This window comes from Streptomyces sp. NPDC001339, assembly GCF_042895955.1.
Classification (GTDB): Bacteria; Actinomycetota; Actinomycetes; order Streptomycetales; family Streptomycetaceae; genus Streptomyces.
On the sequence record NZ_JBIAWT010000002.1, the window covers coordinates 112,760 to 127,209 of the forward strand.

Below are 14,450 nucleotides of genomic sequence, written 5' to 3' on the forward strand. Positions count from 1 at the left end.
TCATGGGGCCATACAACCACCGGGAGCCGGAGCCGTACGCCCCGTCCCCGGAGGCATCGCCGGATGGGTGCCGATCAGCACGATGCCCGAGACGACGGCCACGATCCCGGCCGCCTCCCAGGCCAGCGCTCCGGGCGTCACCTGCAACCGGTCGCCGAGGAAACCCACCCCGCAGGCGATCCCGGCCAGCGGCTGGGCGGCGGTCAGCGCGGGCAGCGACAGCCGCAGCGGCGCCGACTCGAAGGCACTCTGCACGAACAGCAGCGACAGCACACCGAGCACCACAATGGCGTACGGCTGCCAGCTGATGAGGAGAACGGGCCAGCCGCCCCGCCCGAAACGCTCGGCGCTGATCCGGGTCAGCGCGTCCTGCAGGCCGTAGAGCAGGCCCGCCGCGACACCCAGCAACGAGGCCTCCAGGCTCACATGCACCAACTCGTGCTTGGCGACGGCCGCCAGCAGCAGGGAGAGGCCCAGCACCACCCCCATGATCAGCCACTGCCACAGCGGGTCGGCGCTTCTGCTGCCGCCCCGCGGACGCCCGGCCACGATGAAGGCCGTCACCCCGCCCGCCAGCAGCCACAGCCCGGCCCATCCGCTGCGGCCGAGCCGCTGCCGGGTCAGCCGCCGCGACAACGCCATCGCGAACAGCAGATTGGTCGCCAGCAACGGCTCCACCAGAGTGATGTCACCCATCCCCAGCGCCACCGCGCCGAGCGCCATCCCCGCCACCATCAGCCCGATCCCGGCCACCCACAGCGGCATCCGCACCAGGTCCAGCAGCAGCCGGAAGTGGAGGTAGTCCTTCATCGGCGCGTGCTGTGCGGCGGCCTGCTGGAGAACGAAACCGAGCCCCAGACAGCAGGCCGCGCCGAGGGCGAGCAGTATCACCGTCACGTCGCACACCTCGTATATCGCGCGTGGGCGGGTCCGCGCCTGGGAACGGCCGTCCGGCGGCGGGCGCGGGACGGCCCCGGCCATCCACCATTCTCCCGCGCGGCCCCGCGGACCGCCCGGCGATCGGACGGCCGCCGGGCGGACGGCACCGACCGGCCTGCCCGTTCTCAGCCGGCTCGCCATCGGCCACGCCGGTGACCGGCCGGCCGGTGATCCATGGTTGACGCGGCAGTCGGGTGCGCTGAGGATCGTGCACCACGGTGGTCGGTACGCGCCGGCCTGCCCCGGTGAGGAGAAGCCGAATGGCGTACGACGCTGATGTGATCGTGATCGGAGCGGGGCTCGCGGGCCTGGCCGCCACCGCGGAGCTGGTGGACGCCGGCCGTAAGGTCATCCTGCTCGACCAGGAGCCCGAACAGTCCCTCGGCGGGCAGGCACACTGGTCCTTCGGCGGCCTCTTCCTGGTCGGCTCGCCCGAGCAGCGCCGGCTGCGGATCCGCGACAGCCACGCGCTGGCCTGGCAGGACTGGCTCGGCACGGCCGGCTTCGACCGGCCCGAGGACCACTGGCCGCGCAAGTGGGCCGAGGCGTACGTCGACTTCGCGGCCGGGGAGAAACGCTCCTGGCTGCACCGGCAGGGCGTACGGTTCTTCCCCGTCGTCGGCTGGGCCGAGCGCGGCGGCTACGACGCGACCGGGCACGGCAACTCCGTCCCCCGCTTCCACGTCACCTGGGGCACCGGACCCGGCCTGGTCGCGCCGTTCGAACGCCGGGTACGGGCGGGCGCGGCCCGCGGCCTGGTCCAGCTGCGCTTCCGGCACCGCGTCACCGGACTGTCCCGCACCGCGGGCCAGGTGGACACGGTCAGCGGCGAGATCCTCCAGCCCTCCGACGCCGCCCGCGGCAGGCCCAGCAGCCGCGAGGTGACCGGCGCCTTCGAACTGCGGGCGCAGGCCGTGGTCATCACCTCCGGCGGCATCGGGGGCAACCACGAGCTGGTACGCGCCTGCTGGCCCGCACGGCTGGGCAAGCCTCCCCGGCGGATGCTGTCCGGGGTGCCGGCGCACGTCGACGGCGAGATGCTCGGCGTCACCGAGGCGGCCGGCGGCCGGATCATCAACCGCGACCGGATGTGGCACTACACCGAGGGCATCGACAACTGGAACCCGATCTGGCCGCGGCACGGCATCCGGATCCTCCCCGGGCCCTCGTCCCTGTGGCTGGACGCCCACGGCAGGCGGCTGCCCGTACCGCTCTTCCCCGGCTTCGACACCCTCGGCACCCTCCAGCACATCATGAAGACCGGCCACGACCACACCTGGTTCGTCCTCACCCGGAAGATCGTCGAGAAGGAGTTCACCCTCTCGGGCTCCGAGCAGAACCCCGACCTGACCGGCAAGAACATCTGCCAGGTACTCGGCCGGGCCCTGGCCGGCACCCCCGGGCCGGTGCAGGCGTTCCTGGACCACGGCGCGGACTTCGTCGTCGAACGCTCGCTCACCGCACTCGTACGGCGGATGAACGCGCTCACCGAGGAACCGCTGATCGACGAGGCCGCGCTGCGCCACGAGATCGAGGCCCGCGACCGCGAGGTCACCCACCCCTTCACCAAGGACCTCCAGCTCACCGCCGTCCGCGGGGCCCGCGCCTACCTCGGCGACCGGCTCATCCGCACCGCCGCCCCGCACCGCCTGCTCGACCCCGGGGCCGGCCCGCTGATCGCCGTACGGCTGAGCATCCTCACCCGCAAGACGCTCGGCGGCCTGGAGACCGACCTCTCCTCCCGGGTACTCACCGAGGACGGCGAGCCCCTGCCCGGTGTCTACGCGGCGGGGGAGGCCGCCGGGTTCGGCGGCGGCGGGGTACACGGCTACCGGTCGCTGGAGGGCACGTTCCTCGGCGGGTGCCTGTTCTCGGGGCGGACGGCGGGGCGTTCCGCTGCGCTTGGCTGACTTCCCACGTTGTCGTCTGCGGCGCCGTACCTTCCGTTTCGCCGTTGCGCCTGCGGCGGGCGTGGGTTGGTCGGGTGCGGGTCCGCTCCTCCGGACTGGCGTCCTGCGGAGCGGCCCCTCCCGGGAGTGGGAGGAAAAACGGTGAGTGGGGCTGTACGCAAGTGGTCCGCTTCCTGCGGATGATCGCTTACGTACACCCCCACCGGTCTCTTTCCACCCACCCACGGGAGGGGGCGCACCGCAGAACGAAGTTCGGAGGGGCACACCCGTGACGTACAGCCCCGCGCAGCGGCAACGGCCCGCCGCCAGGCGCCACGGCGGGAAAGCCGACAACGTGGGAGGGAAGCCAAGCGCAGCGGACGGGCGCAACGGCGAAACGGAAGGTACGGCGCCGCAGCCAAAAACGTGGGAAGCAAGCCAAGCGCAGCGATTAGCCAAGCGCAGCGATTCGCAGCGAAACGGAGAAGCGGCAACCAGCCGCCACGTTCCGCACCGTCGCCCGCCCCTCGTGCGCCTCCACGATGCCCCGTACGATCGCCAGGCCCAGCCCCGCCCCGCCCTGGCCGTCCGCGCGCGGAGTGCGTGCGCTGCTGCCACGCCAGCCGGTGTCGAAGACCCGTGGCAGGTCCTCCGCCGGGATGCCGCCGCAGCCGTCCTCCACCGCGACCACCACCCGGTCCTCCTCGCGCCGCGCGCTGACCGCGACGGTGCCATCGGCCGGTGTCGCACGGATCGCGTTGACCAGCAGATTGCCCAGGACGCGGGTGATCTGCTGGGCGTCCACCCGTACCGGAAGCGGCGCCACTCCGCCGTCCACCAGCCGTACCCCGCTCGCCGCCGCCAGCGGCCCGGCGGCCGCCAGTGCCTCGTCCACCAGGTCGTACACCGACACGCGCGAGAAGGTCAGCGTCAGCGCCCCGGCCTGGATACGCGACAGCTCGAACAGGTCGTCGACCATCGCGGCCAGCCGGTCCACCTCGGTCCGCATACGGGAGTGGTAGCGCGCGGGGTCCTCGGCGACGCCGTCCTCCAGGGCCTCGGCCATCGCCCGGAGTCCCGCGAGCGGCGTCCGCAGATCGTGGGAGATCCCCGCGATCAGCTCCCGCCGGGAGGCGTCCAGCGCCCGCTCCCGCTCCCGCGCCTCGGCGAGCCGGGCGCTGGTCTCCTCCAACGCCCGGGACAGCGCGGCCAGTTCGGCCGTCGGCGGCTCGTCGGGTGCCACGAACCCGCCGGCGCTCCCGACCGTACGGGCTGCCCGCGCCAGCTCCCGGCTGCCCGCCGCGATCCGCCGTCCGAAGAGCAGCGCGGCCACCAGCGACACCACACCGGACACCGCGACCACGGCCATCACCACGCCCAGGTCGTGCCCGGACAGGAACATCGCCTGGGCCACCGCCACCGTGCCCGCCGCCATCGCGGCCACCGCCAGCGCCGCCACCGCGAACAGCGACAGCGCCACCGAACCCCGCCGGAGCACCCGCACCGCGGGCGCGGCCAGCAGCCCCGCCACCGCCGCGCCGAGCGCCGCCAGCGCCACGATCACCAGGAAGTCCGTCATGTCCGGCGCCTTCCTTCCGGGGGCGTCTCGTCGTCCGTGGGTGCCGTGCCGTCCAGGGGTGCCTCTTGGTCCGTGGGCACCGTGCCGGTGTCCGCGTCCGTCTCGCCTCCCGCCGGGTCGAAGCGGTAGCCCGCGCCCCAGACCGTCGTCACCAGCCGTGGCGCGGCCGGATCCGCCTCGATCTTCTCCCGCAGCCGCCGCACATGCACCGTCACCGTCGACAGATCACCGAACTCCCACCCCCACACCCGCTGCAACAGCTCTTCACGGGAGAACACCCGCCCCGGGTTGCGCATCAGGAAGACCAGAAGGTCGAACTCGCGGGTGGTCAGGGAGAGTTCCCGTCCGCCACGGTCGGCCCGCCGGCCGCCCGGGTCGGCGGTGAGGTCACCGGCCCGCAGGACGGGGGAGGACACCGCGGTCGGCGGCGCGGACTCCGCGCGGCGCAGCACCGAACCGATCCGCAGGACCAGCTCCCGCGGACTGAACGGCTTGGTCACGTAGTCGTCGGCGCCCAGCTCCAGGCCGAGGATGCGGTCCGCCTCCTCGCCGCGCGCCGTCAGCATCACCACCGGGACGGCCGGGCCGTCGTCCGTGCCCCGCAGCCGCCGGCACACTTCCAGGCCGTCGATGCCGGGCAGCATCAGATCGAGGACGACCAGATGCGGACGGAAGGACGCGGCCCGGTCGAGGGCGGCGAAGCCGTCGGCGGCGTGCTCGGTGGTGTAGCCGGCGCGGGAGAGGTAGCCGGTGACGACCTCGGCGACGGTGGGATCGTCCTCGACCACTAGGACACGCCGCGGCGGGCCCGGCACGGGGGAGGGCGGGGGAGCGGAGGGTGGTACGGCGCGGTGCACGGGAGTCAGCGAGCCCTTCCCGGGAGGTACGTCATGCCTCCAGCCAACACCAGACGGCGCTGAGATGCGCGCCCGGGCCCGTTCCGTAAGAAACCGGTAACCGCCGGATCCGGAGTCGGAAGCGCCGGACACGGAGGTACCGGGCAACCGGAAGCGCCGGGCAGCCGACTCCCTCCCTCGGCCTTTCCGCCCTCAGCTGTTCAGCCCCTCCTGCACCCGCCGCGACACCTTGATCGCATACAGGTCGAGCACCCCCGGCGGCTCCGCGAGGCCCGGCCCGCCGGAGCGGATCCACGCCACGATGTCCGCCAGCGCCGCATCGTCGTTGACGAGGCCCAGCCAGACCGGCCGCCCGCCCGCGGCCCGGCCCGCCGCCGACGGCTGGACCACCACCACATTCGCCTGGTCGCAGACGTCCAGACACTCCGAGGCCCGCACCGGCGCCGCCCCGTCCAGCGCCGCCCGCAGCCGGGGTATCTGCCCGCTGTGGTCGACACCGGGAATCTTGGCCGGATCACCGCAGCAGCAGCCACGGCACACGGTGACCCGGCAGGGAGCCGCGGAGGTTGCTGCCCGATCGGCACGCTCGTTGATCATCCGGCTCATGCTACGCGGGGCATCGCACGGCGCATACGCGTCCCCGCCGCCGCATAGGAACCCACCTCAGCGGGATAGACATCCGGGCATGCCCACAACCGAGCCCCCATCACAGTCGCACCCCCAACTCCAGCCCCAACACCGGTCCCGACGCCCATTCCACCCCCCATCCCGGCCCGGGGCCATACCGGAGACGGACATCCCCGGTCCGGCCGGCTTCCCTCTGCTCGGCTCGATGCTCGACCTGCGGCGCGACCCCCTCGGCACCTTCCGCAACGCCCAGCGGACACACGGCGATGTGGTCCGCCTGAAGGCCGGCCCGCCCGGCTTGCGCAGCGTGTTCCACGCCGTCTTCGCACCCGAGGACGTCCAGCAGATCCTCGCCTCCCAGGCCGCCAACTTCCGCAAGGACCACCCGTTCTACGAGGAGGTCCGGCAGTCCTTCGGCAACGGCCTGCTCACCAGCCAGGACACCGACTACCTCCGCCAGCGCCGGCTCGTGCAGCCCCTGTTCACCAAGCGCAGGGTGGACGGCTACGCCGCCGCGGTGGCCACCGAGGCCGGCGCCCTCGCCGACCGCTGGCGCACTGCCCGGAACGACACCGTCGACCTGGTCCCCGAGATGAACCGGCTCGCGCTGCGCACCGTCGTCCGGATCCTCTTCGGCCTGGACGCCGAGGAGGCCGTGGCGGCCATTCACCGGTGCGCCCCGGTCATCAACGCCTATGTCGTACAGCGTGCCTATCTCCCCGTGAAACCGCCGCGCCGCTGGCCCACCCCCGGCAACCTGCGGGCACGGGCCGCCACGGACGAGCTGAACGCCCTGTGCGACCGGATCGTCGCCGACCGCCGAGCCGCGCCCCGTACGTCCCACGACCCTCACGGCCCCAGTACCCCCCATGTCCCCAGTGCCCCCCAAGTCCCCAGTGCCCCCGGCAGTCCCCACGGCCGGACGGCCGACACCCCGGGCGACGGGCACGGCGACGACGACCTGCTCTCCCTCCTCTGCGCCGCCGGCAACGCCGAGGACGGCTCCCTCGACCCGACCGAGATCCGCGAACAGGTCCTGATCTTCCTGCTCGCCGGCCACGAGACCACCGCGACCTCACTCGCCTTCACCCTCCACCTCCTCGCCCGGCACCCCCACGAACAGGCCACCGTCCACGCGGAGATCGCCCGTGTCCTCGGCGACCGCACCCCCACCGCCGCCGACCTCGACCGGCTGCCGTATCTGACGCAGACGCTCAAGGAGGCCATGCGGCTCTACCCGGCGGCGCCGATCGTCAGCCGACGGGCCGTGGACGCGACCGAAATCGGCGGATTCCGCATCCCGGCCGGCGCCGATGTGGTCGTCGCACCCTGGGTCACCCACCGCAACCCGGCGCTCTGGGAGGACCCCGAACGCTTCGACCCGCGGCGCTTCGCACCCGAGCGGGAGGCCGAACGGCACCGTTACGCCTGGTTCCCGTTCGGCGGTGGCCCACGCGCCTGCATCGGCCAGCACTTCTCGATGCTGGAATCGGTGCTGGCGCTGGCCACCCTGCTCCGCTCGTACGAACTGGAGGCCGTGGACCAGGAGGTGCCGGTGGCCGCCGGCATCACCCTCCAGGCGACCGGCCCGGCCCGCGTACGGCTGCGCCCGCGCGACGGGGCGGGGGAGTAGGACCGCGGAGGCGGCAGGCGGCAGGCGGCGGGGAACGCCGCCGGCAACCGCGACGAAAAAATCGTTCGCGTCTCAGCGGCGCTTCCCCTACCGTCATCACCGGTCCTGTTGCCGCCGATTGGAGAAGGCCGTTGCTCGTCTGAGGTCCTGAGACACCGCGCCCGCGTATGAGGGGAGCGCCTCCCGTGCCCATGGAGGGCCATGGAGGCAGCCTCACGCGGTCCTGTCCACGACCTCGGAGCGTCCGCACGGCCGCCGGCCCGGCAGCCACCTCGACGTCCCCCTCCCGCGGTGTCTCTCTGCGCAGCCCCACCCCTTCCCACGCGCTCAGGAGACCCGTATGTCACACCCCGCCGCCACCATCCCCTCCGCGGCCCACCGCGCCATCGTCTGCACCGGCCTCGGCTACACCTGGCCCGACGGCACCCCCGTCCTCGACGACCTCCAGCTCACCATCGGCGCCGGCCGCACCGGCCTCATCGGCCTCAACGGATCAGGAAAGTCCACCCTGTTGAAGCTGATGGCCGGTGAACTGGCCCCCACCGCCGGCAGCATCAAGGTCACCGGCGAGGTCGGCTACCTCCCCCAGCACACCCCGCTCGACACCCACCTCCGCGTCGACGAGGCCCTCGGCATCGCCGCGGCCCGCACCGCACTCCACGCCATCGAGAACGGCGACCCCGCCGAGGAGCACTTCACCGCCATCGGCGACGACTGGGACATCGAAGAACGCGCCCGCGCCACCCTCGACCAGGTCGGACTGCACGGCATCGACCTCGACCGCACCATCGGCGAGATCTCCGGCGGCGAATCCGTACTGCTCCGCCTGGCCGCCCTCCTCCTGCGCCGCCCGGACGTCCTCCTCCTCGACGAACCCACCAACAACCTCGACCGACCCGCCCGGCAACGGCTCCACACGGCGGTCAGCGGCTGGTCCGGCGTACTCGTCATCGTCAGCCACGACCGCGAACTCCTCCAGCTCGTCGACCGGATCGCCGACCTCCGCGACGGTACCGTCCACTGCTACGGCGGCAACTACGACGCCTACGCACACGCCCTCGCCGTCGAACAGGAAGCGGCCGCGCGCACACTCCGCTCCGCCGAGGCCGACGTGCAGCGCCAGAAACGCGAACTCGCCGACGCCCAGGTCAAGCTGGCCCGCCGCGTCCGCTACGGCAACAAGATGACCGCCAACAAACGCGAGCCGAAGATCGTCATGAACGGCCGCAAAGCGGAGGCCCAGGTATCCGCCGGCAAACACCGCGCCCTGCACACCGAGCGCCTCAAAGAAGCCAGAGAACGCCTCGACGAGGCCGTCCAAGCGGTCCGTGACGACGACGAGGTCCGCATCGACCTCCCGCACACCGCCGTCCCGCCAGGCCGCACCGTCCTCACCCTGCAGGCCCTGCGGGCCCGCCACGGCACCCGCGCCGACCTGGAGGTACGCGGCCCCGAACGGATCGCGCTCACCGGACGCAACGGCTCCGGCAAGACCACCCTTCTCCGCACCCTCGCCGGCGAAATCCCCCCACAGGCCGGAACGGCACAGATCCACGTCCCCCACCGCTTCCTCCCCCAGCGCCTGGACGTCCTCGACGACACCCTCACCGTCGTCGAGAACGTCGCCCGCTTCGCCCCCGACGCCACCAACAACCGCATCCGCGCCCGGCTCGCCCGCTTCCTGTTCACCGGAGCCCGCGCCGACCAGCGCGCCGGAACCCTGTCCGGCGGCGAACGCTTCCGCGCCTCACTCGCCGCCCTGATGCTCGCCGAACCGGCCCCCCAGCTCCTGATGCTCGACGAGCCGACCAACAACCTCGACATGGCCTCGGTCCGCCGGCTCGTCACCGCCCTCGACTCCTACCAGGGCACCCTCCTCGTCGTCAGCCACGACCTGCCGTTCCTCCACGAACTCGGCATCACCCGCTGGCTCACCCTGGAGGACGGCGAACTGACCGACACCGAACCGGAACCCCTCTCACCGGCGTAACCGGCGAAGACCCTGCCAACCGGCAACGACCCTGCCAACCGGCGAGGACCGCCGCAGACGAGCCAGGCGGTGCCAGGACGCCCCGGCACCGCCGCCTCCCCTACCCACTACCCATACGACCACCTACAGGCACCTACAGGGCTATTCACACGACGCGAACAGCGCCAGGCTCTCCCCGCACTGCGAATGCAGCGGCTCCGGCAGCGCATCCGGCGCACACCACGCGAGCGCGTCGAACTTGTGCGGCTCACCGATCCGTACCCTGCCCGGCTCCACCCGTACGGCGAAGACCACCGCGACCCAGTGCGAATCGACCGGGTCCCCGCGCAGCACATTGCGCACCCCGATCGGCTCGATACGGAGCGGCCGCACGCCGTACTCCTCCTCCACCTCCCGCGCCACGGCCGCCTCGAAGGTCTCACCGAACTCCAGCGCCCCGGCGCCGCAGTCCCATGTCCCCGGCTCGTCCCGGGCCCCTGCACCCCGCCGCGCCAGCAACACCCGCCCCGCACCGTCATGACACACGAACACGCACGACACCGTCGGCCGCACCTCAGCCCCTCCCGTAACAGTCGGAAACTCAGTGTCAGAAACACACCGTCAGAAACACTTCAGAGAAACTCCTCAGAAAAACTCGGCAACCCCCGGACGCCCCAGCTACCCCGGCCGTCCCCGGATATCCCGGCCTGACGCCCCGAACATCCCCCGGCCTCCGACACAGGACGGGACGTCAGGTCACAGCGGGCGGAGCGTCAGAAGTACCGCACCAACTCCCCGAACGCGGACAGCCGCAACACCTTCCCGTCGTCCGGGTCGATCTCGGCATGCTCCAGCACCCACGTCCGGTCATGCGGAATGAACACCGCCTGGAGACCCGCCGCACGCGCCGGCAAAATATCCGACCTGGGGGAGTTCCCGATCATCCATGCGGCCGACGGCACCAGGTCGTAGGCGCGCACCAGCTCCTCATACGTGGCCACGTCCTTCTCCGCCACGATGTGCACCCCACGGAAGTGCCGGGACAACCCCGACACCGCCACCTTCCGCTCCTGCTCCTCCGCATCCCCCTTGGTCAACAGCAGCAACTCATGCCGCCGCGCCAGCTCGGCCAGCGTCTCGGCCACTCCGGGAATCAACTCCACCCGGCCCCCGTCGAAAGCCGGCGCCCACCCGGCGATCCGCTCCGCCTCCCCGGCCGTGACGGCACGCCCCCGCAACCGCTCCACACACTCCCGCAGGCTCCGCAGAAACACCTTGCTGCCGTACCCGAGCCGCACCGCGTTCGCCGCCTCGATCCCGTCGAGGACCTCCCGTACCCCCGCCCGGTCGAGCCCGGGGCCCGCCATCCACTCCAGGAACTCGTCGATGACCCGCTCGAAGATCACGTTGTTCTCCCACAACGTGTCATCCGCATCGAAGATCAGCATCCGCCCGCCACCCCTCCCGTGCTCCACCGACCCGCGCACCCTAGGCGCCCGAGCCCCCCACCCGCACCGGGATTTCCCACCCTCATCCCTCAGGACGCTGCCCCGCTCTCCCACACCGCCAGCCGCCGCGCACTCTCGAACCGCCGTACCCGCCCGTCCACAGGATCGGTGAACTCCAGCACCTTCGCCAGCAGTTGAAGCGGCGCCCGGAAATCCTCATCCCGCGGCGCCGAGCACAGCGGATCCGAGTGCAACGGTTCCGAGTACAGCGGATCATTGGCAATCGGCAGCCCCAGCCCACTCATATGCACCCGCAGCTGATGCGTACGCCCCGTCACCGGCAGCAGCCGGTACCGCCCCAGTCCGCCCCGCCGCTCCACCAGCTCGATCCGGCTCTCCGCGTTGACCTCACCGGCCACCTCCCGGGCAGTCGGCACCCCCCGCTCCTTCACGATCCGGCTGCGCACCGTCACCGGCAGCGCCACCTCCCCGTCGTACGCCGCCACCGCCTCGTACTCCTTACGCACCCGCCGCCCGCTGAACAGCCCCTGGTAGGCACCCCGGTCCTCGGGCCGTACCACGAACAGCACCAGCCCCGCCGTCAACCGGTCCAGCCGATGCGCCGGCTGCAGCGCGGGCAGGCCCAGCTCGCGCCGCAGCCGGGCCAGTGCCGTCTCCCTGACGTGCTGCCCCCGCGGAGTCGTGGCCAGAAAGTGCGGCTTGTCGGCGATCACGATCCGCTCGTCCCGATGGATCACACCCACCTCGAACGGCACCGCGACCTCCGGCGCGAAGTCCCGGTGGAACCACACATAGCGCCCCGCCACATACGGCTCACCCCCGCTCAGCACCCCGTCCACCCCGACGAACCGCCCCGCCCCGAGCATCTCCTCCACCCGCCCGGCCCCGATCGCCCCCTGGAACCGGTCGACCAGATGATCCCGCACCGTCCCCCACACCCCGTCCGGATCCGCGGGCAACCGCACCCGCACCGGATCGATCCCCTCACGCTGAGGAAGCGGGGCAGGCGGAACAGTCGATCGGCGTCTCATCGCGACAGGCACACCTCGGCTCGGCAAACGGCCACTCGGACCGTGCTCTCCACGGAACAAACCGGACCGTGCTCTCCATGGAACAAACCGGCACACAAACCACCAGCGCCCGCCTGACCGAAGCCAGAGCGGGCGCTGATGATCAAAGTGTCCGAGGGGGGACTTGAACCCCCACGCCCGATAAAGGGCACTAGCACCTCAAGCTAGCGCGTCTGCCATTCCGCCACCCGGACAAGGTGTCTGCCGTTCCGGCCTGGGCCATTCCGACGTGGAAAACAATAGCAAACCTTCGCGGGTGGTCGATCACCCCCGTATCGGGGCGGAGGTCCGGTCGCGATCAAGGTTGTGACCAGGGCATGTCGGCAACATTGCGGCCTTGGGTACAGCGCACGGCGGGTGGAGGATGGCCATGGACCCCTGCCGCGGACCGCGCCCCTGGGCGTACGCCTGGGGCGCGTGAGCGGCCGTGAACCAAGAGGAGGCACAGTGAGCGAGCTCCGCGAGCGAACCATGGAGAGGTGCGGGCCCTGCACATGCAGGGCCGAGCGGAAGCGAGGTTCCGGCATGAGCGAGCTCCGCGAGCGAGCCGTGGAAGGGCACGAGCCCTGCTCGTGCACGGCCCGGGGAAGCGAGGTTCTGGCATGAGCGAGTCGCAGCCGGCCCGTACGGTCACGGGCGAGGACGAGGTCGTCGGCCTGTGCCGGGACCTCATCAGGATCGACACCAGCAACTACGGCGACCACTCGGGCCCGGGCGAGCGGGCCGCCGCCGAGTACGTCGCGGAGAAGCTCGCCGAGGTCGGCCTGGAGCCGAAGATCTACGAGTCGCACAAGGGCCGCGCCTCGACCGTCGCCCGGATCGAGGGCGAGGACCCCTCACGGCCCGCGCTCCTCATCCACGGACACACCGACGTCGTACCGGCCAACGCCGACGACTGGACCCACGACCCCTTCTCCGGAGAGATCGCCGACGGATGCCTCTGGGGCCGCGGCGCGGTCGACATGAAGGACATGGACGCCATGACCCTCGCGGTCGTCCGTGACCGGCTGCGCACCGGACGCAAGCCGCCCCGCGACATCGTGCTGGCGTTCCTCGCGGACGAGGAGGCCGGCGGCACGTACGGCGCGCGCTACCTCGTCGACATCCACCCGGAGCTCTTCGAGGGCGTGACGGAGGCGATCAGCGAGGTCGGCGGCTTCTCGTTCACCGTCAACGAACAACTGCGGCTGTATCTGATCGAGACGGCCCAGAAGGGCATGCACTGGATGAAGCTGACCGTGGACGGGTCCGCCGGCCACGGTTCGATGATCCACAAGGACAACGCGATCACGGAACTGTCCGAGGCCGTCGGACGGTTGGGCCGGCACGAGTTCCCGGTACGGGTGACCAAGACGCTGCGGGTGTTCCTGGACGAACTCGGGGATGCGCTGGGCACCGAACTCGACCCGGAGAACATGGACGACACGCTGGCCAAGCTCGGCGGTATCGCCAAGCTGATCGGCGCCTCGCTGCGGAATACCGCCAACCCCACGCAGCTCGGCGCCGGCTACAAGGTCAATGTGATCCCCGGCCAGGCCACGGCGCATGTCGACGGACGGTTCCTGCCCGGTTACGAGGAAGAGTTCCTGGCCGACCTGGACCGCATCCTGGGCCCCCGGGTCCGGCGCGAGGACGTCCACGCGGACAGGGCGCTGGAGACGACGTTCGACGGACCGCTGGTGGCGGCGATGCAGTCCGCACTCCAGGCCGAGGACCCGATCGCGCGCGCCGTCCCGTACATGCTCTCGGCCGGTACGGACGCCAAGTCCTTCGACGACCTCGGGATCCGCGGGTTCGGCTTCGCGCCGCTGAAGCTGCCGCCGGAGCTGGACTTCGCGGGAATGTTCCACGGGGTGGACGAGCGGGTGCCGGTGGACGGGCTGAAGTTCGGGGTGCGCGTACTCGACCGCTTCATCGACCAGAGCTGACGCCCGAAGGGGACGCCGGGCTTCTGTCGGCGGTTGACGTCGCGGTCCGTCCTGGTCCATTCCCGTTCATTCCCAGTCCATCCCCAGGGCTGAGCTGAGCCGAATCCGGCGCGAATCTCCTGCCGTTCGCGCCGGATTCGCTGAAATGGGTGAACCGTCCGATGTGTTCGTAGCTTCAAAGTCTTTTCCTCGTTGCAGTGGGTGCGGTCCGCGGCTGGGATCGCATTTGCGTACAAGGAGGAAGAATGATCAAGAAGATCGTCGCTGCGGCGGCGGCTGCCGGCGGCCTCGCGCTCGCCGGTGCCGGCCTGGCCGTTGCCGACACGGGGGCCCAGGGTGCTGCCGTGAAATCCCCGGGCGTCGTCTCCGGCAACAACGTCCAGGTGCCGGTCCACGTGCCGGTGAACGCCTGCGGCAACACGATCTCCGTGGTCGGTCTGCTGAGTCCCACCTTCGGCAACTACTGCGTCAACAAGTGACTTTCCGACGT

Annotated in this window: 12 protein-coding genes and 1 tRNA gene; 5 read left to right on the top strand and 8 right to left on the bottom strand. The window is 71.5% G+C overall.

The window, feature by feature from the left end:
- Complete coding sequence (locus ACFY12_RS05710; RefSeq protein WP_390714475.1) at nucleotides 1-897, bottom strand: DMT family transporter; 897 nt, start codon at nucleotides 895-897, stop codon at nucleotides 1-3.
- A gap of 302 nt (nucleotides 898-1,199) precedes the next feature.
- Here ACFY12_RS05710 and ACFY12_RS05715 point away from each other — a divergent pair, with 302 nt between their 5' ends.
- Nucleotides 1,200-2,849, top strand: a complete 1,650-nt coding sequence (locus tag ACFY12_RS05715; RefSeq protein WP_390714476.1) for an FAD-binding dehydrogenase — start codon at nucleotides 1,200-1,202, stop codon at nucleotides 2,847-2,849.
- 430 nt (nucleotides 2,850-3,279) lie between these two features.
- On the opposite strand, the gene ACFY12_RS05720 is transcribed toward ACFY12_RS05715, so the two are convergent.
- From ACFY12_RS05720 to ACFY12_RS05730, 3 genes are all read right to left on the bottom strand, one after another.
- Entirely contained in the window at nucleotides 3,280-4,407 is a 1,128-nt protein-coding gene (locus tag ACFY12_RS05720; protein ID WP_390714477.1) for a sensor histidine kinase, read from the bottom strand.
- Nucleotides 4,404-5,195: a response regulator transcription factor gene (locus tag ACFY12_RS05725; protein ID WP_390714478.1), complete on the bottom strand. Its 792-nt coding sequence runs from the start codon at nucleotides 5,193-5,195 to the stop codon at nucleotides 4,404-4,406. The genes ACFY12_RS05720 and ACFY12_RS05725 overlap by 4 nt, the downstream gene beginning before the upstream one ends.
- A gap of 261 nt (nucleotides 5,196-5,456) precedes the next feature.
- A complete protein-coding gene (locus ACFY12_RS05730) occupies nucleotides 5,457-5,861 on the bottom strand; it encodes a (2Fe-2S) ferredoxin domain-containing protein (RefSeq protein WP_390714479.1) in 405 nt (134 codons plus the stop codon).
- A 235-nt stretch (nucleotides 5,862-6,096) separates the two neighbouring features.
- Here ACFY12_RS05730 and ACFY12_RS05735 point away from each other — a divergent pair, with 235 nt between their 5' ends.
- A complete protein-coding gene (locus ACFY12_RS05735; RefSeq protein WP_390714480.1) occupies nucleotides 6,097-7,524 on the top strand; it encodes a cytochrome P450 in 1,428 nt (475 codons plus the stop codon).
- 340 nt (nucleotides 7,525-7,864) lie between these two features.
- Nucleotides 7,865-9,514 (top strand): ABC-F family ATP-binding cassette domain-containing protein, encoded by a 1,650-nt coding sequence (locus ACFY12_RS05740; RefSeq protein ID WP_390714481.1) that lies wholly within the window; start codon nucleotides 7,865-7,867, stop codon nucleotides 9,512-9,514.
- Between the two features lie 141 nt (nucleotides 9,515-9,655).
- On the opposite strand, the gene ACFY12_RS05745 is transcribed toward ACFY12_RS05740, so the two are convergent.
- The 4 genes from ACFY12_RS05745 to ACFY12_RS05760 form a co-directional block, all read right to left on the bottom strand.
- On the bottom strand, nucleotides 9,656-10,066 hold the full coding sequence (locus ACFY12_RS05745; RefSeq protein ID WP_390714482.1) for an NUDIX hydrolase: 411 nt from the start codon (nucleotides 10,064-10,066) through the stop codon (nucleotides 9,656-9,658).
- Between the two features lie 200 nt (nucleotides 10,067-10,266).
- Complete coding sequence (locus ACFY12_RS05750) at nucleotides 10,267-10,941, bottom strand: HAD family hydrolase (protein ID WP_390714483.1); 675 nt, start codon at nucleotides 10,939-10,941, stop codon at nucleotides 10,267-10,269.
- Between the two features lie 89 nt (nucleotides 10,942-11,030).
- Nucleotides 11,031-11,993 (bottom strand): pseudouridine synthase, encoded by a 963-nt coding sequence (locus tag ACFY12_RS05755; RefSeq protein ID WP_390714484.1) that lies wholly within the window; start codon nucleotides 11,991-11,993, stop codon nucleotides 11,031-11,033.
- 148 nt (nucleotides 11,994-12,141) lie between these two features.
- Nucleotides 12,142-12,226 (bottom strand) — tRNA-Leu (locus ACFY12_RS05760).
- A gap of 408 nt (nucleotides 12,227-12,634) precedes the next feature.
- Between ACFY12_RS05760 and ACFY12_RS05765 the strand changes: the two genes are divergently transcribed.
- Both ACFY12_RS05765 and ACFY12_RS05770 read left to right on the top strand, forming a co-directional pair.
- On the top strand, nucleotides 12,635-13,960 hold the full coding sequence (locus ACFY12_RS05765) for a M20/M25/M40 family metallo-hydrolase (protein WP_390714485.1): 1,326 nt from the start codon (nucleotides 12,635-12,637) through the stop codon (nucleotides 13,958-13,960).
- A 245-nt stretch (nucleotides 13,961-14,205) separates the two neighbouring features.
- Nucleotides 14,206-14,439 carry a chaplin gene (locus ACFY12_RS05770; RefSeq protein WP_390714486.1) on the top strand — a complete coding sequence of 78 codons (234 nt, stop codon included), beginning with the start codon at nucleotides 14,206-14,208 and terminating at the stop codon, nucleotides 14,437-14,439.
- Nucleotides 14,440-14,450: the final 11 nt, after the last annotated feature.

Bases quoted from the DNA above. Each gene is read 5' to 3' on its own strand.
- ACFY12_RS05715 (WP_390714476.1), top strand. From the start codon at position 1,200: ATGGCGTACGACGCTGATGTGATCGTGATCGGAGCGGGGCTCGCGGGC.
- ACFY12_RS05720 (WP_390714477.1), bottom strand. From the start codon at position 4,407: ATGACGGACTTCCTGGTGATCGTGGCGCTGGCGGCGCTCGGCGCGGCG.
- ACFY12_RS05755 (WP_390714484.1), bottom strand. From the start codon at position 11,993: ATGAGACGCCGATCGACTGTTCCGCCTGCCCCGCTTCCTCAGCGTGAG.
- ACFY12_RS05770 (WP_390714486.1), top strand. From the start codon at position 14,206: ATGATCAAGAAGATCGTCGCTGCGGCGGCGGCTGCCGGCGGCCTCGCG.
- ACFY12_RS05730 (WP_390714479.1), bottom strand. From the start codon at position 5,861: ATGATCAACGAGCGTGCCGATCGGGCAGCAACCTCCGCGGCTCCCTGC.
- ACFY12_RS05735 (WP_390714480.1), top strand. From the start codon at position 6,097: ATGCTCGACCTGCGGCGCGACCCCCTCGGCACCTTCCGCAACGCCCAG.
- ACFY12_RS05740 (WP_390714481.1), top strand. From the start codon at position 7,865: ATGTCACACCCCGCCGCCACCATCCCCTCCGCGGCCCACCGCGCCATC.
- ACFY12_RS05765 (WP_390714485.1), top strand. From the start codon at position 12,635: ATGAGCGAGTCGCAGCCGGCCCGTACGGTCACGGGCGAGGACGAGGTC.
- ACFY12_RS05750 (WP_390714483.1), bottom strand. From the start codon at position 10,941: ATGCTGATCTTCGATGCGGATGACACGTTGTGGGAGAACAACGTGATC.